Annotated in this window: 32 protein-coding genes and 1 pseudogene; 32 read left to right on the forward strand and 1 reads right to left on the reverse strand. The window is 58.9% G+C overall.

Going from position 1 to position 18,703, the window contains the following annotated elements; translation table 11 throughout:
- The 32 genes and pseudogenes from D0B32_RS30190 to dsbD form a co-directional block, all read left to right on the forward strand.
- Positions 1–106: pseudogene (locus tag D0B32_RS30190) on the forward strand (elongation factor Tu); the annotation flags it as partial.
- A gap of 135 nt (positions 107–241) precedes the next feature.
- A complete protein-coding gene (gene rpsJ / locus D0B32_RS30195; RefSeq protein ID WP_006998489.1) occupies positions 242–553 on the forward strand; it encodes a 30S ribosomal protein S10 in 312 nt (103 codons plus the stop codon).
- A gap of 188 nt (positions 554–741) precedes the next feature.
- Complete coding sequence (gene rplC, locus D0B32_RS30200) at positions 742–1,401, forward strand: 50S ribosomal protein L3 (RefSeq protein ID WP_117338009.1); 660 nt, start codon at positions 742–744, stop codon at positions 1,399–1,401.
- Positions 1,401–2,021, forward strand: a complete 621-nt coding sequence (rplD, locus tag D0B32_RS30205) for a 50S ribosomal protein L4 (protein WP_074262706.1) — start codon at positions 1,401–1,403, stop codon at positions 2,019–2,021. Before rplC ends, rplD begins: the two co-directional genes overlap by 1 nt.
- Entirely contained in the window at positions 2,018–2,332 is a 315-nt protein-coding gene (gene rplW / locus D0B32_RS30210) for a 50S ribosomal protein L23 (protein ID WP_074262705.1), read from the forward strand. The genes rplD and rplW overlap by 4 nt, the downstream gene beginning before the upstream one ends.
- 2 nt (positions 2,333–2,334) lie before the next feature.
- Positions 2,335–3,162 (forward strand): 50S ribosomal protein L2, encoded by an 828-nt coding sequence (rplB, locus tag D0B32_RS30215; protein WP_117338010.1) that lies wholly within the window; start codon positions 2,335–2,337, stop codon positions 3,160–3,162.
- A 10-nt stretch (positions 3,163–3,172) separates the two neighbouring features.
- Positions 3,173–3,448: a 30S ribosomal protein S19 gene (gene rpsS, locus D0B32_RS30220; RefSeq protein WP_004199273.1), complete on the forward strand. Its 276-nt coding sequence runs from the start codon at positions 3,173–3,175 to the stop codon at positions 3,446–3,448.
- A 7-nt stretch (positions 3,449–3,455) separates the two neighbouring features.
- On the forward strand, positions 3,456–3,788 hold the full coding sequence (gene rplV / locus D0B32_RS30225) for a 50S ribosomal protein L22 (RefSeq protein WP_007180133.1): 333 nt from the start codon (positions 3,456–3,458) through the stop codon (positions 3,786–3,788).
- Between the two features lie 11 nt (positions 3,789–3,799).
- Positions 3,800–4,606, forward strand: a complete 807-nt coding sequence (gene rpsC / locus D0B32_RS30230; protein ID WP_074262703.1) for a 30S ribosomal protein S3 — start codon at positions 3,800–3,802, stop codon at positions 4,604–4,606.
- A gap of 2 nt (positions 4,607–4,608) precedes the next feature.
- The gene (gene rplP / locus D0B32_RS30235; protein ID WP_074262702.1) at positions 4,609–5,025 is read left to right on the forward strand and encodes a 50S ribosomal protein L16; all 417 of its coding nucleotides are present in this window, start codon (positions 4,609–4,611) and stop codon (positions 5,023–5,025) included.
- Positions 5,026–5,035: 10 nt separating this feature from the next.
- A complete protein-coding gene (gene rpmC, locus D0B32_RS30240; protein ID WP_007180130.1) occupies positions 5,036–5,230 on the forward strand; it encodes a 50S ribosomal protein L29 in 195 nt (64 codons plus the stop codon).
- Positions 5,227–5,499, forward strand: a complete 273-nt coding sequence (rpsQ, locus tag D0B32_RS30245; RefSeq protein ID WP_007180129.1) for a 30S ribosomal protein S17 — start codon at positions 5,227–5,229, stop codon at positions 5,497–5,499. Before rpmC ends, rpsQ begins: the two co-directional genes overlap by 4 nt.
- Before the next feature lie 289 nt (positions 5,500–5,788).
- Complete coding sequence (gene rplN / locus D0B32_RS30250) at positions 5,789–6,157, forward strand: 50S ribosomal protein L14 (protein ID WP_006052212.1); 369 nt, start codon at positions 5,789–5,791, stop codon at positions 6,155–6,157.
- A 9-nt stretch (positions 6,158–6,166) separates the two neighbouring features.
- On the forward strand, positions 6,167–6,475 hold the full coding sequence (gene rplX, locus D0B32_RS30255) for a 50S ribosomal protein L24 (protein WP_117338011.1): 309 nt from the start codon (positions 6,167–6,169) through the stop codon (positions 6,473–6,475).
- Between the two features lie 17 nt (positions 6,476–6,492).
- A complete protein-coding gene (rplE, locus tag D0B32_RS30260; RefSeq protein ID WP_006052214.1) occupies positions 6,493–7,032 on the forward strand; it encodes a 50S ribosomal protein L5 in 540 nt (179 codons plus the stop codon).
- Positions 7,033–7,039: 7 nt separating this feature from the next.
- Positions 7,040–7,345 (forward strand): 30S ribosomal protein S14, encoded by a 306-nt coding sequence (gene rpsN / locus D0B32_RS30265; protein WP_074262700.1) that lies wholly within the window; start codon positions 7,040–7,042, stop codon positions 7,343–7,345.
- Positions 7,346–7,359: 14 nt separating this feature from the next.
- Positions 7,360–7,755 (forward strand): 30S ribosomal protein S8, encoded by a 396-nt coding sequence (rpsH, locus tag D0B32_RS30270; RefSeq protein ID WP_074262699.1) that lies wholly within the window; start codon positions 7,360–7,362, stop codon positions 7,753–7,755.
- An 18-nt stretch (positions 7,756–7,773) separates the two neighbouring features.
- A complete protein-coding gene (gene rplF, locus D0B32_RS30275; RefSeq protein WP_117338012.1) occupies positions 7,774–8,304 on the forward strand; it encodes a 50S ribosomal protein L6 in 531 nt (176 codons plus the stop codon).
- Between the two features lie 12 nt (positions 8,305–8,316).
- Positions 8,317–8,682 (forward strand): 50S ribosomal protein L18, encoded by a 366-nt coding sequence (gene rplR / locus D0B32_RS30280; protein WP_027800369.1) that lies wholly within the window; start codon positions 8,317–8,319, stop codon positions 8,680–8,682.
- Between the two features lie 14 nt (positions 8,683–8,696).
- The gene (rpsE, locus tag D0B32_RS30285) at positions 8,697–9,215 is read left to right on the forward strand and encodes a 30S ribosomal protein S5 (protein ID WP_091019634.1); all 519 of its coding nucleotides are present in this window, start codon (positions 8,697–8,699) and stop codon (positions 9,213–9,215) included.
- Between the two features lie 11 nt (positions 9,216–9,226).
- The gene (rpmD, locus tag D0B32_RS30290) at positions 9,227–9,409 is read left to right on the forward strand and encodes a 50S ribosomal protein L30 (RefSeq protein ID WP_007180126.1); all 183 of its coding nucleotides are present in this window, start codon (positions 9,227–9,229) and stop codon (positions 9,407–9,409) included.
- Positions 9,410–9,439: 30 nt separating this feature from the next.
- Positions 9,440–9,874: a 50S ribosomal protein L15 gene (gene rplO, locus D0B32_RS30295; protein ID WP_074301421.1), complete on the forward strand. Its 435-nt coding sequence runs from the start codon at positions 9,440–9,442 to the stop codon at positions 9,872–9,874.
- A gap of 46 nt (positions 9,875–9,920) precedes the next feature.
- Complete coding sequence (gene secY / locus D0B32_RS30300; RefSeq protein WP_117338013.1) at positions 9,921–11,267, forward strand: preprotein translocase subunit SecY; 1,347 nt, start codon at positions 9,921–9,923, stop codon at positions 11,265–11,267.
- 8 nt (positions 11,268–11,275) lie between these two features.
- On the forward strand, positions 11,276–11,494 hold the full coding sequence (infA, locus tag D0B32_RS30305) for a translation initiation factor IF-1 (RefSeq protein WP_004521905.1): 219 nt from the start codon (positions 11,276–11,278) through the stop codon (positions 11,492–11,494).
- A gap of 20 nt (positions 11,495–11,514) precedes the next feature.
- A complete protein-coding gene (gene rpmJ, locus D0B32_RS30310; RefSeq protein ID WP_004199844.1) occupies positions 11,515–11,631 on the forward strand; it encodes a 50S ribosomal protein L36 in 117 nt (38 codons plus the stop codon).
- Positions 11,632–11,672: 41 nt separating this feature from the next.
- The gene (gene rpsM / locus D0B32_RS30315; protein ID WP_006052223.1) at positions 11,673–12,038 is read left to right on the forward strand and encodes a 30S ribosomal protein S13; all 366 of its coding nucleotides are present in this window, start codon (positions 11,673–11,675) and stop codon (positions 12,036–12,038) included.
- Between the two features lie 28 nt (positions 12,039–12,066).
- Positions 12,067–12,471, forward strand: coding sequence for a 30S ribosomal protein S11 (gene rpsK, locus D0B32_RS30320; RefSeq protein ID WP_006052224.1), 405 nt, complete (start codon positions 12,067–12,069; stop codon positions 12,469–12,471).
- Positions 12,472–12,624: 153 nt separating this feature from the next.
- Positions 12,625–13,248 carry a 30S ribosomal protein S4 gene (gene rpsD, locus D0B32_RS30325; RefSeq protein ID WP_117338014.1) on the forward strand — a complete coding sequence of 208 codons (624 nt, stop codon included), beginning with the start codon at positions 12,625–12,627 and terminating at the stop codon, positions 13,246–13,248.
- A gap of 124 nt (positions 13,249–13,372) precedes the next feature.
- Positions 13,373–14,350, forward strand: a complete 978-nt coding sequence (locus D0B32_RS30330; protein WP_028199575.1) for a DNA-directed RNA polymerase subunit alpha — start codon at positions 13,373–13,375, stop codon at positions 14,348–14,350.
- Positions 14,351–14,524: 174 nt separating this feature from the next.
- Positions 14,525–14,917 carry a 50S ribosomal protein L17 gene (gene rplQ / locus D0B32_RS30335; RefSeq protein ID WP_117338015.1) on the forward strand — a complete coding sequence of 131 codons (393 nt, stop codon included), beginning with the start codon at positions 14,525–14,527 and terminating at the stop codon, positions 14,915–14,917.
- A gap of 300 nt (positions 14,918–15,217) precedes the next feature.
- Complete coding sequence (cutA, locus tag D0B32_RS30340; RefSeq protein WP_181969962.1) at positions 15,218–15,529, forward strand: divalent-cation tolerance protein CutA; 312 nt, start codon at positions 15,218–15,220, stop codon at positions 15,527–15,529.
- A complete protein-coding gene (gene dsbD / locus D0B32_RS30345) occupies positions 15,522–17,426 on the forward strand; it encodes a protein-disulfide reductase DsbD (protein WP_117338017.1) in 1,905 nt (634 codons plus the stop codon). Before cutA ends, dsbD begins: the two co-directional genes overlap by 8 nt.
- A gap of 157 nt (positions 17,427–17,583) precedes the next feature.
- On the opposite strand, the gene hemB is transcribed toward dsbD, so the two are convergent.
- Positions 17,584–18,582, reverse strand: a complete 999-nt coding sequence (gene hemB / locus D0B32_RS30350) for a porphobilinogen synthase (protein ID WP_117338018.1) — start codon at positions 18,580–18,582, stop codon at positions 17,584–17,586.
- Positions 18,583–18,703 lie beyond the last annotated feature (121 nt).

Raw genomic sequence — 18,703 nt, forward strand, 5'->3', positions numbered from 1 at the left:
GGTGAAGCTGATCAACCCGATCGCGATGGAAGAAGGCCTGCGCTTCGCCATCCGTGAAGGTGGCCGTACTGTCGGCGCCGGTGTCGTTGCAAAGATTCTCGAGTAAAATCGAGGGTTTGCGGTTGCAGTAATTTGCAGTAAAGGTGCCCGGGGCCGGGCGCCCGCTCCCGCGAGCGTCTGGCCCTACGTTCTTTTTCTATCTGGCGGTGCAAGACCGCCTCGCTCTTTCCAAGGAATTGTCATGCAAAACCAGAAAATCCGCATTCGCCTGAAGGCTTTCGACTACCGTTTGATCGATCAATCGGCAGCTGAAATCGTTGATACGGCAAAGCGGACTGGCGCAATCGTTCGTGGTCCGGTGCCGCTGCCGACCCGCATCCAACGTTTCGACATCCTGCGCTCGCCGCACGTCAACAAGACGTCGCGCGACCAGCTCGAAATCCGTACCCACCAACGCCTGATGGACATCGTTGATCCGACGGACAAGACCGTCGACGCACTGATGAAGCTTGATCTGCCGGCTGGTGTGGACGTGGAAATCAAGCTGCAATAAGGCTCTCAGGCGATGCCCGGTGTGCGTGGCATCGCTAAGTCATTGATTGCTTGCGGAAAACGGAAAGCCTCGCTATAATAGTGGGCTTTTCGCGCATTTGCGCAAAAAAGTCGGCTTGCTTCAGACTGAAAATCGCCGGCATTTTGTAAATTAGCCCCGACCAATCGCAGTCGGGAATGGAGAAAACGATGAGCCTTGGACTCGTAGGTCGCAAGGTTGGCATGACCCGTATCTTTACGGCTGAAGGGGATTCGATTCCCGTCACCGTTCTGGACGTGTCCGACAACCGCGTGACGCAGATCAAGACTGTGGAAACCGATGGCTACACGGCCGTTCAGGTTGCATTCGGTACGCGCCGTGCATCGCGCGTGACGAAGCCGTTGGCAGGTCATCTCGCCAAAGCCGGCGTTCAAGCCGGTGAAGTCCTCAAAGAATTCAAGATTGACGCCGCTAAGGCTGCCGAGCTGTCGAACGGCACCGTGGTCGGTCCCGATCTCTTCGAAGTAGGCCAGAAGGTCGACGTGCAAGGCGTGTCGATCGGTAAGGGCTACGCCGGTACCATCAAGCGTTACAACTTCGCATCCGGCCGTGCATCGCACGGTAACTCGCGCTCGCACAACGTGCCGGGTTCGATCGGTATGGCGCAGGATCCGGGTCGTGTTTTCCCGGGTAAGCGCATGACCGGTCACATGGGTGACGATACGGTAACCGTGCAAAACCTCGAAATCGCTCGTATCGACGCCGACCGCAAGCTGTTGCTGGTCAAGGGTGCCGTGCCGGGTGCTAAGGGCGGCAAGGTTTTCGTGACGCCGGCCGTGAAGACGCGCGCCGTGAAAGGAGCGAAATAATGGAACTTAAGCTCCTGAATGCCAATGGTCAGGAAGGCGCAGCTGTGAGCGCGTCGGACGTCGTGTTCGGCCGTGATTACAACGAAGCCCTGATTCACCAGGTTGTGGTGGCCTACCAGGCTAACGCCCGCAGCGGTAACCGCGCGCAGAAGGACCGTGAGCAAGTCAAGCACACGACCAAGAAGCCGTGGCGTCAAAAGGGTACGGGTCGCGCCCGTGCTGGTATGTCGTCGAGCCCGTTGTGGCGCGGCGGTGGCCGTATCTTCCCGAATTCGCCGGAAGAAAACTTTTCGCACAAGGTTAACAAGAAGATGCATCGCGCAGGTCTCTGCTCGATCTTCTCGCAGCTGGCTCGCGAAGGCCGCATCTCGGTGGTCGACGAGCTGACGCTCGAAGCGCCGAAGACGAAGCTGCTGGCCGAAAAATTCAAGGCGATGGGTCTCGAATCCGTGCTGGTGATTACCGACACGGTTGACGAAAACCTGTACCTCGCGTCGCGCAACCTCGCCCATGTGGCAGTTGTCGAGCCGCGTTACGCCGACCCGCTGTCGCTGATCTACTTCAAGAAGATCCTGATCACGAAGGCTGCGGTCGCCCAGATCGAGGAGTTGCTGTCATGAGCGAGATTCGCAAGAACGATCATCGTTTGATGCAGGTCCTGCTCGCGCCGGTGATCTCCGAAAAGGCGACGCTGGTGGCCGACAAGAACGAGCAAGTTGTGTTCGAAGTCGCGCCCGATGCTACGAAGCAGGAAGTGAAGGCCGCTGTTGAGCTGATGTTCAAGGTGGAAGTCGATTCCGTCAACGTGCTGGTCTCGAAGGGCAAAGCCAAGCGCTTTGGCCGCTTCATGGGCAAGCGCAAGGACGTGAAGAAGGCCTACGTCTGCCTGAAGCCCGGTCAGGAAATCAACTTTGAAGCGGAGGCCAAGTAATCATGGCAATCGTTAAAGTTAAGCCGACTTCGCCGGGTCGCCGCGCGATGGTCAAGGTGGTCAACAAGGATCTGCACAAGGGCAAGCCGTTCGCACCGCTGCTCGACTCGCAATCCTCGACCGCCGGCCGTAACAACAACGGCCACATCACCACGCGCCATAAGGGCGGTGGTCATAAGCATCATTACCGTGTCGTCGATTTCCGTCGCAACAAGGACGGCATTCCGGCAAAGGTCGAACGTCTTGAGTACGATCCGAACCGTAGCGCGAACATCGCGCTGGTTCTGTACGCAGACGGCGAGCGCAAGTACATCATCGCGCCGAAGGGTGTGACGGTTGGCCAGCAACTGATGTCGGGTTCGGAAGCTCCGATCCGCGCAGGCAACACGCTGCCGATCCGCAACATTCCGGTTGGTACGACGATTCACTGCATCGAAATGCTGCCGGGCAAGGGCGCGCAGATGGCGCGTTCGGCTGGTACGTCGGCGATGCTGCTGGCTCGTGAAGGCATCTACGCTCAGGTCCGCCTGCGCTCTGGTGAAATCCGCCGCGTTCACGTTGAATGCCGCGCGACGATTGGTGAAGTTGGCAACGAAGAGCATAGCCTCCGTCAAATCGGTAAGGCTGGCGCAAACCGCTGGCGCGGTATCCGCCCGACGGTGCGTGGCGTTGCAATGAACCCGGTCGATCACCCGCACGGTGGTGGTGAAGGCAAGACGGCTGCAGGTCGCGATCCGGTGAGCCCGTGGGGCACGCCGACGAAGGGTTATCGTACCCGCAGCAACAAGCGCACGACGAGCATGATCGTCCAGCGCCGTCACAAGCGTTAAGGAGTAGGCAATGGCACGTTCTGTAAAAAAAGGTCCGTTCTGCGACGCCCATTTGCTGAAGAAAGTTGAGGCGGCTGCAGCTTCGCGGGATAAGAAGCCGATCAAAACCTGGTCGCGTCGTTCGACGATCCTGCCGGATTTCATCGGTCTGACGATTGCCGTGCACAACGGCCGTCAACACGTTCCGGTGTACATCTCGGAAAACATGGTCGGCCACAAGCTTGGCGAGTTTGCATTGACCCGTACGTTCAAGGGTCACGCAGCCGACAAGAAGGCTAAGAAATAAGGGGCTCATGATGGAAGTGAAAGCAATTCATCGCGGTGCCCGCATCTCGGCGCAGAAAACGCGCCTTGTGGCTGACCAGATCCGCGGTTTGCCGGTCGACAAGGCGCTGAACGTTCTGACGTTCTCGCCGAAGAAGGCTGCGGGAATCGTGAAAAAGGTCGTGCTGTCGGCGATCGCGAATGCGGAGCATAACGAAGGCGCCGATATCGATGAGCTCAAGATCACGAGCATCTACATCGACAAGGCTGCGTCGCTCAAGCGTTTCACCGCGCGCGCTAAAGGCCGCGGTAACCGCATCGAGAAGCAATCCTGTCACATCACTGTGACGGTCGGGAATTAAGGGGTCATACGATGGGACAGAAAATTCATCCGACTGGCTTCCGTTTGGCCGTCAGCCGCAATTGGGCGTCGCGTTGGTACGCGAACAACAACAATTTCGCGGCGATGTTGCAGGAAGACATCGGTGTACGTGAGTACCTGAAGAAGAAGCTGAAGAACGCTTCGGTTGGTCGCGTCGTTATCGAGCGTCCGGCGAAGAACGCGCGCATCACGATTTATAGCTCGCGTCCGGGTGTGGTCATCGGCAAGAAGGGTGAGGATATCGAACTGTTGAAGTCGGAACTCCAGAAGCGTATGGGTGTTCCGGTTCACGTCAACATCGAAGAAATCCGCAAGCCGGAAACCGATGCGCAACTGATCGCCGATTCGATCACGCAACAGCTCGAGCGCCGGATTATGTTCCGCCGCGCGATGAAGCGTGCGATGCAAAACGCCATGCGTCTGGGTGCTCAAGGCATCAAGATCATGAGCGCTGGCCGTCTGAACGGTATCGAAATCGCCCGTACGGAGTGGTATCGCGAAGGTCGCGTGCCCCTTCACACGCTGCGCGCTGACATCGACTACGCAACTTCGGAAGCGAAGACGACGTACGGCATCATCGGCGTGAAGGTGTGGGTCTACAAGGGCGACACGCTCGGCCGCAACGACGCACCGGTGGTGGAAGAAGTCGCCGAAGAAAAGCGTCCGCGCCGTAACGCACGCCCGGGTGGCGATCGCCGTCCGCGTCGCGATGGTGAAGGTGGTGGTCCGGCAGGTGCACGCCGTGGCGCCCCCCGTCGTGCTGGCGGTGCCGGCGGTGACGGGAAGACTGGAGAATAACGATGCTGCAACCGAAACGCAGAAAGTATCGCAAAGAGCAGAAGGGTCGTAACACCGGTATCGCCACTCGCGGCAACGCAGTGTCGTTCGGTGAATATGGTCTGAAGGCTATCGGTCGTGGTCGTTTGACCGCGCGCCAGATTGAAGCGGCGCGTCGTGCAATGACCCGTCACATCAAGCGTGGTGGCCGTATCTGGATCCGCATCTTCCCGGACAAGCCGATCTCGCACAAGCCGGCTGAAGTACGTATGGGTAACGGTAAAGGTAACCCTGAGTACTACGTCGCAGAGATTCAACCGGGCAAGATGCTGTACGAAATGGACGGCGTAACCGAAGAACTGGCACGCGAAGCGTTCCGTCTGGCTGCAGCGAAGCTGCCGCTCAAGACGACCGTTATCGTCCGCCAGCTCGGCGCCTAAGGAGCAAATGATGAAGGCTTCCGAACTTCACCAGAAAGATCAGGCCGCGCTCAACAAGGAGCTGTCGGACCTGTTGAAGGCGCAATTCGGCCTGCGCATGCAACTCGCGACCCAGCAGCTCACGAACACGAGCCAGCTGAAGAAGGTCCGTCGCGACATCGCACGTGTGCGGACCGTCCTGACTGAGAAGGCGAACCAGAAATGAACGATAGCGTAAAAACCTCGCTTAAGCGGACGCTGGTCGGCAAGGTCGTCAGCAACAAGATGGACAAGACGGTCACCGTGCTGGTCGAGCACCGCGTGAAGCACCCGATCTACGGCAAGTACGTTGTGCGTTCGAAGAAGTACCACGCGCACGACGATGCGAACACGTACAACGAGGGCGACCTCGTTGAAATCCAGGAAACGCGTCCGATTTCGAAGACGAAAGCTTGGGTTGTGGCTCGCCTGGTCGAGGCTGCTCGCGTCATCTGACGCGCAAAGTTGTAGAAGTAATTGAAATCGCAGTAAGTTTCGCTTGCAAGACCGGGATTATTTGTTATAATCTCGGTCTTCCCTCTTTTATGGGAGCCCCGTCGCGGGCGAAGTTGGTGGGGGAAGCGGTTCAGGCGCCAGTCTGATCCGAAGGATTCACCGGATTGCGATGGCGGGTTTCGTTTGCCGTCGCTGCTGTTCATACCCAAGCAGCCGATTGGCTGACGGGACCAAGACTGACCGGGTACGCCATGGTGGTGTGACCGGATTAAGTTGGGAAAGATAAACCATGATCCAGACCGAAACTCGGCTTGAAGTGGCCGACAACACGGGTGCGCGTGAAGTCATGTGCATCAAGGTGCTCGGCGGCTCGAAGCGTCGTTATGCCAGCATTGGCGACATCATCAAGGTGACCGTCAAAGAAGCAACGCCGCGCGGGCGCGTGAAGAAAGGCGAAATCTATAACGCCGTGGTGGTTCGCACCGCCAAGGGTGTGCGCCGTCAAGACGGCTCGCTGATCAAGTTCGATGGCAACGCCGCCGTGTTGTTGAATGCCAAGCTCGAACCTATTGGCACCCGTATCTTCGGGCCTGTCACGCGCGAGTTGCGTAGCGAACGATTCATGAAGATCGTTTCGCTGGCACCTGAAGTGCTGTAAGGAGTCGCGATGAACAAGATTCGCAAAGGTGACGAAGTTATCGTCATCACCGGCAAGGACAAGGGCAAGCGCGGCATCGTGCTGTCCGTTGGCGAGAGCCATGTGACGGTCGAGGGTATCAACCTCGTCAAGAAGCATGTCAAGCCGAACCCGATGAAGGGTACGACGGGCGGCGTGGAAGCCAAGACGATGCCGCTGCAAATTTCGAACGTCGCATTGGTCGACGCGAATGGCAAGGCATCGCGTGTAGGCATCAAGGTCGAAGGAGACAAGAAAGTCCGTTTCCTTAAAACGACCGGTGCCGAGCTGAGCGCCTGACGCTGCGGAGTAAAAAAATGGCTCGTTTGCAAGAGTTTTACAAAGAAAAGGTTGTACCCGGCCTTATTGAAAAGTTCGGTTACAAGTCCGTGATGGAAGTGCCGCGCATCACCAAGATCACCCTGAACATGGGCCTTGGCGAAGCGGTTGCTGACAAGAAGATCATCGAAAACGCCGTTGGCGACCTGACGAAGATTGCTGGCCAGAAGCCTGTGATCACGAAGGCACGCAAGGCAATCGCTGGCTTCAAGATCCGTCAGGGCTATCCGATCGGTGCAATGGTCACGCTGCGTGGTCAGGCAATGTACGAATTTCTGGACCGTTTCGTGACGGTTGCGCTCCCCCGTGTGCGCGACTTCCGTGGCGTGTCAGGTCGTGCGTTCGATGGTCGCGGCAACTACAACATCGGTGTGAAAGAGCAGATCATTTTCCCCGAAATCGACTACGACAAGATCGACGCACTGCGTGGGCTGAACATCAGCATCACGACGACTGCGAAGACCGACGACGAAGCAAAGGCTCTGCTCGCCAGCTTCAAGTTCCCGTTCAGAAACTGAGGTTACCGTGGCTAAACTGGCACTGATCGAACGTGAAAAGAAGCGTGCTCGCCTCGCTGCAAAGTACGCTCCCAAGCGTAACGAGTTGAAGGCGATCATTGGCGATATGAGCAAGTCGGACGAAGAGCACTACGCAGCCCGTCTCGAACTGCAACAACTGCCGCGCAACTCTAACCCGACTCGTAAGCGCAATCGTTGCGCAATTACCGGTCGCCCGCGCGGCACGTTCCGTAAATTCGGGCTGGCGCGTAACAAGATTCGCGAAATCGCGTTCCGCGGCGAGATCCCTGGCCTGACCAAGGCGAGCTGGTAATAGGAGAAACGTAAATGAGCATGAGTGATCCTATCGCCGATATGCTGACTCGCATCCGCAATGCGCAGATGGTTGAGAAGGTTTCGGTGCAAATGCCCTCGTCGAAAGTGAAGGTTGCGATCGCGCAAGTCCTCAAGGACGAAGGCTATATCGATGATTTCGCAGTGAAGTCCGAAGGTGCGAAGTCGGAATTGAACATCGTGTTGAAGTACTACGCTGGCCGTCCGGTGATCGAGCGCATTGAACGCGTTTCGAAGCCTGGTCTGCGTGTGTACCGCGGCCGTAACGACATCCCCGTGGTCATGAATGGCCTCGGCGTGGCAATCGTGTCGACGCCGAAGGGCGTGATGACGGACCGCAAGGCGCGCGCTACGGGCGTTGGCGGCGAAGTCATCTGCTACGTCGCTTAAGGCCGAAAGGAGAGAAACATGTCTCGAGTAGGTAAAAGCCCGATCGCGCTGCAAGGCGCAGAAGTGGCCCTGAGCGACGAACGCATTACCGTCAAGGGTCCGCTGGGCACGATTTCGCAAGCTGCAAACCGCCTCGTGAAAGTGGTGAACGACAACGGCACGCTGAAGTTCGAGCCGGTTGACGAAAGCCGCGAAGCGAACGCGATGTCGGGCACGATGCGCGCACTCGTTGCGAACATGGTGAACGGCGTGACGAAGGGTTTCGAGCGCAAGCTGACGCTGGTTGGCGTCGGTTACCGCGCACAGGCGCAAGGCGACAAGCTGAATCTGTCGCTGGGTTTCTCGCACCCGGTGGTGCACCAGATGCCGGAAGGCGTCAAGGCTGAAACCCCGACGCAAACCGAAATCGTGATCAAGGGGATCAATAAACAACAAGTTGGCCAGGTCGCTGCAGAAGTGCGCGGCTATCGCCCGCCGGAGCCCTACAAGGGCAAGGGTGTGCGTTACGCCAATGAGGTTGTGATCCTCAAAGAAACGAAGAAGAAGTAAGGGTGCGCAATCATGGATAAGACTCAATCTCGCCTGCGCCGCGCTCGTCAGACGCGTGTCAAGATCGCTGAGCTGCAGGTCGCGCGTCTCGCCGTGCATCGCACGAACACGCACATCTACGCGCAAGTGTTCTCGCCGTGCGGCACCAAGGTGCTCGCCAGCGCGTCGACGCTCGAAGCCGAAGTGCGTGCTCAATTGGCTGACCAGACTGGCAAGGGCGGCAACGTCGCCGCTGCTACGTTGATCGGCAAGCGCATTGCAGAAAAGGCTAAGGCTGCCGGCATCGAATCCGTCGCCTTCGACCGTTCGGGTTTCCGTTACCACGGCCGCGTGAAAGCGCTGGCTGATGCGGCGCGCGAAGCCGGACTCAAGTTCTAAGGGAAGAATTCGTCATGGCAAAGATGCAAGCGAAAGTTCAGGCTGACGAACGCGACGACGGCCTGCGCGAAAAGATGATTTCGGTCAACCGCGTGACCAAGGTTGTGAAGGGCGGCCGGATTCTCGGTTTTGCCGCACTGACCGTGGTTGGCGACGGTGATGGCCGCGTCGGTATGGGCAAGGGCAAGGCGAAGGAAGTGCCGGTCGCTGTTCAGAAGGCGATGGAACAAGCCCGCCGCAACATGTTCAAGGTGCCGCTCAAGAACGGTACGCTGCAACACGAAGTGCACGGTAAGCACGGCGCATCGATGGTCCTCCTCGCCCCGGCGAAGGACGGTACCGGCGTGATCGCTGGCGGCCCGATGCGCGCAGTGTTCGACGTGATGGGCGTGCAGAATGTGGTGGCCAAGAGCCACGGTTCGACGAACCCGTACAACCTCGTTCGTGCAACGCTCGACGGCCTGCGCAAGCAGTCCACGCCGGGCGACATCGCGGCGAAGCGTGGCAAGTCCGTCGAAGAAATTCTGGGCTAAAGGTGGACACCATGTCTGATAAAACTGTCAAGGTTCAGCTCGTCAAGAGCCTGATCGGGACCCGCGAAACGCACCGCGCTACGGTGCGTGGCTTGGGCCTGCGTCGACTCAACTCGGTTAGCGAGTTGCAGGACACGCCGGCTGTGCGCGGCATGATCAACAAGGTTTCGTACCTCGTTAAGGTCATCAGCTAAGCGGCTGACCCCGGACTCAAGGAGTTGAAAATGGAATTGAATAACCTGAAGCCGGCCGAAGGCTCGAAGCACGCAAAGCGCCGCGTGGGTCGTGGTATCGGTTCGGGTCTCGGCAAGACGGCTGGCCGCGGTCACAAGGGTCAGAAGTCGCGTTCGGGCGGCTTCCACAAGGTGGGCTTCGAAGGCGGTCAAATGCCGCTGCAACGTCGTCTGCCGAAGCGTGGCTTCACCTCGCTGACGAAGGAATTCGTTGGTGAAGTGCGTCTGTCGGATTTGGAAAAGCTGCCGGTCGACGAAATCGATCTGCTGGCTCTGAAGCAAGCTGGCCTGGTTGGCGAGCTGATCAAGAGCGCCAAGATCATCGCGACGGGCGAGCTGAAGCGCAAGATCGTTGTGAAGGGTCTGGGTGCGACGAAGGGTGCGCGCGCTGCGATTGAAGCAGCTGGCGGCTCCTTTGCCGAGTAACGCGCAAGTCGATTGCCGTCACTAGCATTTGCATCGGAGAAGGTACTTGGCTAACAGTCCGAGTCTCGCAAAACCCGGTCGCAGCGCGGCGAAGTTTGGCGATCTGCGTCGGCGGGCAGTGTTCCTGCTGCTGGCGTTGGTCGTCTATCGTATCGGCGCGCACATTCCGGTTCCGGGTATTGATCCGGACCAGCTGGCAAAGCTGTTCCAAAGCCAGTCGGGCGGCATCCTTGGCATGTTCAACATGTTCTCGGGCGGCGCGCTCTCGCGGTTCACGATTTTCGCGCTTGGGATCATGCCTTATATTTCGGCATCGATCATCATGCAGCTGCTGGCGATCGTCTCGCCGCAGATGGAAGCGCTGAAAAAAGAAGGGCAGGCGGGGCAACGGAAGATTACGCAGTACACGCGTATCTTCACGGTCCTGCTGGCAACGTTCCAGGCATTCGGCATCGCCGTCGCGCTTGAGAATCAGCCGGCTCTGGTGATCGATCCGGGTATGGTGTTCCGGCTGACAACAGTCGTTACGCTGGTGACCGGCACGATGTTCCTGATGTGGCTGGGTGAGCAGATCACGGAACGCGGGCTCGGCAACGGTATCTCGATCATTATTTTCGGCGGGATTGCAGCGGGTTTCCCGAATGCAATCGGCGGTCTCTTCGAACTGGTTCGCACCGGCTCAATGGGTCCCGTCTCGGCGATTATCGTGGTTGCACTGATTGCTGCTGTGACTTACCTGGTGGTGTTCATCGAACGCGGCCAGCGCAAGATCCTCGTGAACTACGCGAAGCGGCAGGTTGGTAACAAGATTTACGGCGGGCAGTCGTCGCATCTGCCGCTGAAGTTGAATATGTCGGGTGTGATTCCGCCGATCTTTGCATCGTCGATCATTCTCTTCCCGGCAACTATCCTGAACTGGTTCAGTTCGGGGTCGCGTAACAGCTGGTTCGCAGACACGCTGCACAACGTGGCCGAGGCCCTCAAGCCTGGTCAACCGGTGTATGTGTTGTTGTACGCGTTGGCGATCGTCTTCTTCTGCTTCTTCTACACCGCGTTGGTGTTCAACAGCAGGGAGACGGCCGACAACCTGAAGAAGAGTGGCGCTTTCGTCCCAGGCATCCGCCCGGGCGACCAGACGGCTCGATATATCGACCGCATCCTCACGCGTCTGACGCTGGCCGGTGCGATCTACATCGTGTTTGTTTGCTTGCTACCCGAATTCCTGGTGCTGCGCTGGAACGTGCCGTTTTATTTTGGTGGAACGTCGCTGCTGATCATTGTCGTCGTCACAATGGACTTCATGGCACAGGTGCAGTCGTACGTTATGTCGCAACAGTATGAATCGCTGCTGAAGAAAGCCAATTTCAAAGGCGGCGGCGTCCCGATGCGTTGAAAGGACTTATGGCCAAAGACGATGTGATCCAGATGCAGGGTGAAGTCATCGAAAACCTGCCTAATGCTACCTTCAGGGTGAAGCTGGAAAACGGCCATGTCGTATTGGGACACATATCCGGCAAGATGCGGATGCATTACATCCGAATCCTGCCGGGCGACAAGGTGACGGTTGAATTGACGCCTTACGATCTGTCGCGTGCGCGGATCGTGTTCCGGGCGAAGTGATTTGAAAAAAGGGTAATATCATGAAAGTGATGGCATCGGTTAAGCGCATTTGCCGCAATTGCAAGATCATCAAGCGCAAAGGCGTTGTGCGCGTGATTTGCAGCTCTGATCCGCGCCACAAACAGCGTCAAGGCTGAACGCCGCGCTTTTGCTTGCGCTTTTTGTTTGAGGAAAAACAATGGCTCGTATCGCAGGGGTTAACATCCCGAATCACCAGCATACCGAAATTGGCCTGACGGCGATTTACGGTATTGGCCGCACGCGCTCGCGCGACATTTGCGTCGCTGCTGGTGTGGCATTTTCGAAGAAGGTCAAAGACCTGAACGACGCAGACCTCGAAAAGCTGCGTGAAGAAGTCGGCAAGTTCATCGTTGAAGGCGATCTTCGCCGTGAAACAACGATGAACATCAAGCGCCTGATGGATCTCGGCTGCTATCGTGGCGTGCGTCACCGTAAGGGCTTGCCCCTGCGTGGCCAACGTACGCGTACGAATGCCCGTACGCGCAAGGGTCCGCGTCGTGCAGCGCAATCGCTGAAGAAGTAAGCGGAACTGACAGTTACAGGAAAACGTAATGGCTAAGGCTTCGAACAACTCCGCGGCGCAACGCGTTCGCAAGAAGGTCAAGAAGAACGTCGCCGAGGGCGTGGTTCACGTTCACGCGTCGTTCAACAACACCATCATCACGATCACCGATCGTCAAGGCAATGCACTTGCCTGGGCAACGTCGGGTGGTCAGGGCTTCAAGGGTTCGCGTAAATCGACCCCGTTTGCAGCTCAGGTCGCAGCCGAATCGGCTGGCCGCGTGGCGATGGAATACGGCGTGAAGAACCTCGAAGTGCGGATCAAGGGCCCCGGTCCTGGCCGTGAGTCCGCGGTGCGCGCGTTGCATGGTCTTGGTATCAAGATCACCGCGATCTCCGACGTGACGCCGGTCCCGCACAACGGCTGCCGTCCGCCGAAGCGTCGTCGTATCTAAGACGCGCTCTCGCTTGCGCCTGTTGCCGCCGGGTTGTGTGCCGGCGACAGCGGGCTGCTTGCGTTATTGAATTGACTAAGCCCACCGTTCGACCCAAAGGGTTCGGACTAGCGTGAACGCGAGTTCGCGTGATCAATCATAGAAGGAATCAACGTGGCACGTTATATCGGCCCTAAGGCCAAGCTGTCCCGCCGTGAAGGCACTGACCTCTTCCTGAAGAGCGCCCGTCGTTCGCTCGCTGACAAGTGCAAGCTTGACAGCAAGCCCGGCCAACATGGCCGCACCTCGGGTGCCCGTACGTCCGACTACGGTACGCAGCTGCGCGAAAAGCAAAAAGTGAAGCGCATCTACGGTGTGCTCGAGCGCCAGTTCCGTCGCTACTTCGCTGAAGCCGACCGCCTCAAGGGCAACACGGGTGAAAACCTGCTGCAATTGCTCGAGTCGCGTCTCGACAACGTCGTGTACCGCATGGGCTTCGGCTCGACGCGCGCTGAAGCGCGTCAGCTCGTCAGCCACAAGGCGATCATGGTCAACGGCGTGGTGTCGAACATCCCGTCGATGCAAGTGAAGGCAGGTGACGTCGTTGCCGTGCGTGAACAGTCGAAGAAGCAGGCGCGTATCGTCGAAGCCCTGTCGCTGGCTGAGCAAGGCGGTTTGGCAAGCTGGGTTTCTGTCGATTCGAAGAAGTTCGAAGGTACGTTCAAGCAAAAGCCGGAACGCAGCGACATCGCTGGCGACATCAACGAAAGCCTGATCGTCGAATTGTATTCGCGGTAATCGGATTAACGGCCGGGGTACCCTGATTGCGTCGCGCAAGGGGGCGCCTCGGCTGTTTATTTTCAGGTTGTTACCGGTCAGCCTTATCGGTGTAACGAGCCGAGGGTATTGAAAAGGAAAACCTATGCAAACCAGTTTGTTGAAGCCCAAGATCATCGCAGTTGAATCGCTTGGTGAGAGCCATGCGAAAGTGGTCATGGAACCGTTTGAACGCGGTTACGGCCACACCTTGGGTAACGCGCTTCGGCGCGTGCTGCTGTCGTCGATGGTGGGCTACGCGCCGACCGAAGTGACGATTGCAGGCGTCGTTCACGAATACTCGACGCTTGACGGTGTGCAAGAGGATGTGGTTAACCTGTTGTTGAACCTGAAAGGCGTGGTGTTCAAGCTGCATAACCGTGATGAAGTGACGGTTACGCTGCGCAAGGAAGGCGAAGGCGTTGTGACCGCTGGCGACATCGAACTCGCCCACGATTGCGAAGTGATCAACCCCGATCACGTCATTGCTCACCTGTCGAAGGGCGGCAAGCTCGACGTGCAGATCAAGGTCGAAAAGGGCCGTGGTTATGTGCCGGGTAACGTGCGTCGCTATGGCGAAGAGTCGGCCAAGATCATCGGCCGTATCGTGCTGGACGCGTCGTTCTCGCCGGTTCGCCGCGTGAGCTACGCCGTAGAAAGCGCGCGTGTCGAACAGCGTACCGACCTCGACAAGCTCGTCATGAACATCGAAACCAACGGTGTGATTTCGCCGGAAGAAGCGATCCGTCAATCGGCGCGCATTCTGGTTGATCAACTGTCGGTGTTCGCTGCTCTGGAAGGCACGGAAGCAACGGCTGAAGCACCGTCGCGTGCGCCGCAGATCGATCCGATCCTGCTGCGTCCGGTGGATGATCTCGAACTCACGGTTCGTTCCGCGAACTGCCTGAAGGCTGAGAACATTTACTACATCGGCGACCTGATCCAGCGTACCGAAAACGAATTGCTGAAGACTCCGAATCTGGGTCGCAAGTCGTTGAACGAAATCAAGGAAGTATTGGCGTCGCGTGGTCTGACGCTCGGCATGAAGCTCGAAAACTGGCCGCCCGCAGGGCTGGATAAGTAACTCGAGAAGTCATCCGGGACGAAAGTCACCCGCTGCTTCACTGGTCAAGACGCGGATTTTCCTTTAAAATCCGCGTCTTGCCTTTTTTAACTACCGGCCCGTGCACTTGCGACCTAGCGGTTCGTCGAGCGCGATAGAAGAGCTGGACCAAAACTTTGAAACGAAGGAATTAACATGCGTCACCGTCATGGTCTGCGGAAACTGAACCGCACGAGCAGCCACCGTTTGGCAATGCTCCGTAACATGTCCAACTCGTTGATCGAGCACGAAGTCATCAAGACGACGCTGCCGAAGGCGAAGGAACTCCGTAAAGTCGTCGAGCCGCTGATCACGCTCGGCAAGAAGCCGTCGCTGGCAAATCGTCGTCTGGCGTTCAACCGCCTGCGCGATCGTGACTCGGTCTCGAAGCTGTTCGACGTGCTGGGCCCGCGCTTCGCAAACCGTCCGGGTGGCTACCTGCGTATCCTGAAGTTCGGTTTCCGCGTCGGCGACAACGCACCGATGGCACTGGTCGAATTGATGGACCGTCCGGAAGTCGAAGAAACGGAAGTGCAAGAAGCGGAATAAGCTCCCTTCACGCATCGGCGAAAAGGCCAGGCAAATGCCTGGCCTTTTTGTTTGTGGGCGCCGGACCGAGGCTACGGACCCACACGCGCCCGAGGCGGCCATGCTGCGATCGCGACGACATCGCAACGACATCGCGACGACAACTAGCGCGGAAGCGCAGCCCAGCCAAACGCCGACTAAACCAGAAGGCACGCCCGCAATCCTGCCCCTCACCTCGGCGACCAATCAAGCCCAGTGATACGATAGCGAGAGGCCTTTCCTGACTTGCCGGAGCTGTCTGTGAGTGCGAACGTAATCCTGATGCTGACGACTGTCCCCGACTCGGTCATCGCCGAAAAACTGGCGGCCCAGGTCCTGGATGCCCGTCTTGCCGCATGCGTCAGCCAGCAGGGCTCGGTGCACTCGAATTACCACTGGCAAGGTAAGCTCGAAACGGCGGACGAGATTCAGCTTCTGTTCAAAACGAGCGTCGCCCGCGCGCAAGAACTCGAGCAGTTCATCCAGACGCATCATCCTTACGACACCCCCGAAATCCTCTCATGGCAAGCAACCGCTTCTGCGGCGTACGGCCAATGGGTCATCGCTGAAACTCAACGTCCCCTTCATGTTTAACGGTCTCTATCGACAGCCGAAGGTCATGCTGCGCGCTGTTGTTCTCCTGCTTTCATCTTTGGTCGTATTGCTGCTTTGTGCCGGAGGTGGCGCTGCGCGAGCGGACGACGAGTTCCTCGATCCCGCGGTGGCCTTCAAATTCAGCGCGACCGAGCAGCCCGGCGAGGTGCTCGTTCACTACAAGATCGCGGACGGCTACTACATGTACCGCGAGCGCTTCTCCTTTGCGACCCGCAATGGCACGGTGACGATTGGCGATCCGCAGTTGCCCGCTGGACACGTCAAGTTCGACCAGACGTTCAACAAGAACGTCGAGACGTACCGCAACGAGTTGACCATCCGCATCCCGGTGAAACAGGCGTCGGGGCCCTTCGACCTTGCTGTCACCTCGCAAGGCTGCGCTGACGCCGGCATCTGCTATCCGCCCATGGAGCGTGTCTATCACGTGGAGGGTGCTGCACTCCACGCTGCAGCCGCCGGTGGAAACGCGGCAGGCGTCGGGCAGACGGCGGCTGACCCGAGCGGGGCGACCACAGGTTCCTGGTACGACCGCACGACCAGCGCAGACTATGCGCAGTCGCTGTTGCAGGGCGGCAGTTTTCTCACCGTGATTGGCCTGTTCTTCGTCGCAGGCGCCGTCTTGAGCCTGCTGCCGTGTTCGTATCCGATGATTCCTATCCTGTCCGCGATCATCATCGGCGAGGGCGCGAAAGTGACGCGGGGCCGGGGCTTCACGCTGTCACTGGCTTATGTGTTGGGCATGGCGTTGGTCTACACGGTGCTGGGGATCGCCGCCGCGTTAATAGGCCAGAGTCTCGGCGCCTGGCTGCAGAACCCGTGGGTATTGGGCGCATTCGGGATACTGTTGACGGCCTTTGCCGCGACGTTGATCGCCGGTTACGACATCGCGTTGCCGCAGCGCTGGCAAGACGGCGCGCAGCGCGCATCGCAGGGGCATTCAGGCGGTAAGTTTGCCGCGGTCGCGTTGATGGGCGCGCTGTCGGCGCTGGTCGTCGGCGCGTGCATGACCGCGCCGCTTTTTGCCATCCTGGCGTTCGTCGCTCATACGGGAAACGCGGTGCTGGGTGGCGTCGCCCTTTTCTCGATGGGGATTGGCCTCGGCGTTCCGCTGCTCATCATCGGGCTCGGCGCGGGAACGCTGCTGCCGCGCGCGGGCGCCTGGATGGACGGCGTGAAGGTTTTCTTTGGCGTGGTGCTGCTGGCGGCTGCGCTGTGGATCGTCTGGCCGGTCCTTGGCGGGGCTGCGCAGATGCTGCTCAGCACGTTATGGCTGCTGGTCGCGGCGGCGGCGCTGGGGCTGTTTTCGCCGGCCGCAGCGGGCTTGCCGGGCTCGATCTGGCGGCGACTGGGCCGGGGCCTCGCCGTCGCGCTGACGATCTGGGCGGCCGTGCTGCTGGTGGGTCTTGCCGCTGGCTCTACGGATCCCTTGAAACCACTGGCCGTTCTGGCCGCACGAGGGGGCGCCGCGGAGGCGTCGAACGTGGCGAGCGCCTCGAAGTCCGGCGGGGCGAATGACCTCGCCTTCGCCCCGGTGCGCTCATCCGAGCAACTCGACCAGGCAGTAAAAACGGCTACCCAACCCGCCATGCTGGATTTCTACGCGGATTGGTGCGTGAGCTGCAAGGAAATGGAGAAATTCACCTTCAGCGATCCGCGGGTGCACGCTCGCCTTCAGCAGCTGAATCTTCTGCGTGCGGATGTGACGGCAAACAACCCCGATGATCAGGCGCTGCTGAAGCGTTTCAACCTGTTCGGGCCGCCGGGCATCATTTTCTTCAATCAGAGCGGCGCGGAAGTGTTGCGCGTGGTGGGCTACGAGTCGGCTGACACGTTCCTGCACAGCCTCGAGCGCGTGGGCGCGCCGCCGCAATCATAAAAAATGGAGGCGCACCGGTTGGATGCGCCTCCGTTTCGATCCCGCAAAGCCAGTAAAGTAAGCAAACACCAGCGCAGCGACAAGGCAGGCCGAAAACCCAACCGCGTCAGACGGCAAGCATCAAGTCCAGCTTGCCCATCCGAGCCGCCTCACGCCGTCACTTTTGCGCGCGGAGAATCCGCGCTGCGTCCAGTGCGAAGTAGGTCAGCACACCGTCAGCTCCGGCGCGCTTGAACGCCAGCAACGACTCCATCATCACCTTGTCGTGATCCAGCCAGCCGTTTTGGGCGGCCGCCTTCAGCATCGCGTATTCGCCGCTCACCTGATACACGTAGGTCGGAAAACGGAACTCGTCTTTCACGCGCCGCACGATATCGAGGTACGGCATGCCGGGCTTGACCATCACCATGTCCGCGCCTTCCTCGATGTCCGCACGTACTTCGCGCAGCGCTTCATCGGAGTTCGACGGGTCGATCTGATAGGTCATCTTGTTGCCCTTGCCGAGGTTCGCCGCTGAACCCACGGCATCGCGGAAGGGACCGTAGAAGGCCGAGGCGAACTTGGCCGCGTACGCCATGATGCGCGTGTGGATGTGATTTTCGCTTTCGAGCATCTCGCGGATCGCGCCGATGCGACCGTCCATCATGTCCGACGGTGCCACGATATCGACACCCGCTTCGGCCTGCGCACGCGCCTGCTCGACGAGAATCTCGACAGTTTCATCGTTGATGACATAGCCGGCCTCATCGAGCACGCCGTCCTGGCCGTGGCTCGTGTAGGGGTCGAGCGCGACGTCGGTGAGCACACCCAGTTCCGGGAAGTGCTTCTTCAATTCGCGCACGGCACGTGGAATCAAGCCTGCTTCGTTGGTCGCCTCGCGACCGTCGGGCGTTTTCAGCGACGGTTCGATCACCGGGAACAACGACAGCACCGGGACGCCCAGTGCGACGCATTGCTCGGCCACGCCCATCAGCAGATCGACCGAAACGCGTTCGACACCCGGCATGGACGGCACGGCTTGCCGAACATTCGTACCTTCGATGACGAAGACCGGGTAGATCAGGTCATTGGTGGTGAGGAGGTTTTCGCGCATGAGGCGGCGCGAGAAGTCGTCACGGCGCATGCGGCGCGGACGGTAGTGCGGATAGAAGCTCATATTGGATGTCGTGAAATTCGTGGAGAGGACAAAATGCGCCTGCCTCCTCCTGTCAAAAACTCTTTTCAGGACAATGGTATATCATACCGTTCGAGCAAGGCGCGTAGCGCTGACCTCCCCG

The organism is Paraburkholderia sp. DHOC27 (assembly GCF_003429005.1).
Classification (GTDB): domain Bacteria; phylum Pseudomonadota; class Gammaproteobacteria; order Burkholderiales; family Burkholderiaceae; genus Paraburkholderia.

Bases quoted from the DNA above. Each gene is read 5' to 3' on its own strand.
- rpsJ (WP_006998489.1), top strand. From the start codon at position 242: ATGCAAAACCAGAAAATCCGCATTCGCCTGAAGGCTTTCGACTACCGT.
- rpmC (WP_007180130.1), top strand. From the start codon at position 5,036: ATGAAGGCTTCCGAACTTCACCAGAAAGATCAGGCCGCGCTCAACAAG.
- rpsK (WP_006052224.1), top strand. From the start codon at position 12,067: ATGGCTAAGGCTTCGAACAACTCCGCGGCGCAACGCGTTCGCAAGAAG.
- rpsE (WP_091019634.1), top strand. From the start codon at position 8,697: ATGGCAAAGATGCAAGCGAAAGTTCAGGCTGACGAACGCGACGACGGC.
- rplC (WP_117338009.1), top strand. From the start codon at position 742: ATGAGCCTTGGACTCGTAGGTCGCAAGGTTGGCATGACCCGTATCTTT.
- rplR (WP_027800369.1), top strand. From the start codon at position 8,317: ATGGATAAGACTCAATCTCGCCTGCGCCGCGCTCGTCAGACGCGTGTC.
- cutA (WP_181969962.1), top strand. From the start codon at position 15,218: ATGCTGACGACTGTCCCCGACTCGGTCATCGCCGAAAAACTGGCGGCC.
- rpsC (WP_074262703.1), top strand. From the start codon at position 3,800: ATGGGACAGAAAATTCATCCGACTGGCTTCCGTTTGGCCGTCAGCCGC.
- rplF (WP_117338012.1), top strand. From the start codon at position 7,774: ATGTCTCGAGTAGGTAAAAGCCCGATCGCGCTGCAAGGCGCAGAAGTG.
- hemB (WP_117338018.1), bottom strand. From the start codon at position 18,582: ATGAGCTTCTATCCGCACTACCGTCCGCGCCGCATGCGCCGTGACGAC.
- rplW (WP_074262705.1), top strand. From the start codon at position 2,018: ATGAGCGAGATTCGCAAGAACGATCATCGTTTGATGCAGGTCCTGCTC.
- dsbD (WP_117338017.1), top strand. From the start codon at position 15,522: ATGTTTAACGGTCTCTATCGACAGCCGAAGGTCATGCTGCGCGCTGTT.
- rplP (WP_074262702.1), top strand. From the start codon at position 4,609: ATGCTGCAACCGAAACGCAGAAAGTATCGCAAAGAGCAGAAGGGTCGT.
- rplE (WP_006052214.1), top strand. From the start codon at position 6,493: ATGGCTCGTTTGCAAGAGTTTTACAAAGAAAAGGTTGTACCCGGCCTT.
- rpmD (WP_007180126.1), top strand. From the start codon at position 9,227: ATGTCTGATAAAACTGTCAAGGTTCAGCTCGTCAAGAGCCTGATCGGG.
- rplO (WP_074301421.1), top strand. From the start codon at position 9,440: ATGGAATTGAATAACCTGAAGCCGGCCGAAGGCTCGAAGCACGCAAAG.
- rplD (WP_074262706.1), top strand. From the start codon at position 1,401: ATGGAACTTAAGCTCCTGAATGCCAATGGTCAGGAAGGCGCAGCTGTG.
- D0B32_RS30330 (WP_028199575.1), top strand. From the start codon at position 13,373: ATGCAAACCAGTTTGTTGAAGCCCAAGATCATCGCAGTTGAATCGCTT.
- rpsQ (WP_007180129.1), top strand. From the start codon at position 5,227: ATGAACGATAGCGTAAAAACCTCGCTTAAGCGGACGCTGGTCGGCAAG.
- rplB (WP_117338010.1), top strand. From the start codon at position 2,335: ATGGCAATCGTTAAAGTTAAGCCGACTTCGCCGGGTCGCCGCGCGATG.
- infA (WP_004521905.1), top strand. From the start codon at position 11,276: ATGGCCAAAGACGATGTGATCCAGATGCAGGGTGAAGTCATCGAAAAC.
- rplN (WP_006052212.1), top strand. From the start codon at position 5,789: ATGATCCAGACCGAAACTCGGCTTGAAGTGGCCGACAACACGGGTGCG.
- rpmJ (WP_004199844.1), top strand. From the start codon at position 11,515: ATGAAAGTGATGGCATCGGTTAAGCGCATTTGCCGCAATTGCAAGATC.
- rpsH (WP_074262699.1), top strand. From the start codon at position 7,360: ATGAGCATGAGTGATCCTATCGCCGATATGCTGACTCGCATCCGCAAT.
- rplQ (WP_117338015.1), top strand. From the start codon at position 14,525: ATGCGTCACCGTCATGGTCTGCGGAAACTGAACCGCACGAGCAGCCAC.
- rplV (WP_007180133.1), top strand. From the start codon at position 3,456: ATGATGGAAGTGAAAGCAATTCATCGCGGTGCCCGCATCTCGGCGCAG.
- rpsM (WP_006052223.1), top strand. From the start codon at position 11,673: ATGGCTCGTATCGCAGGGGTTAACATCCCGAATCACCAGCATACCGAA.
- rpsS (WP_004199273.1), top strand. From the start codon at position 3,173: ATGGCACGTTCTGTAAAAAAAGGTCCGTTCTGCGACGCCCATTTGCTG.
- rplX (WP_117338011.1), top strand. From the start codon at position 6,167: ATGAACAAGATTCGCAAAGGTGACGAAGTTATCGTCATCACCGGCAAG.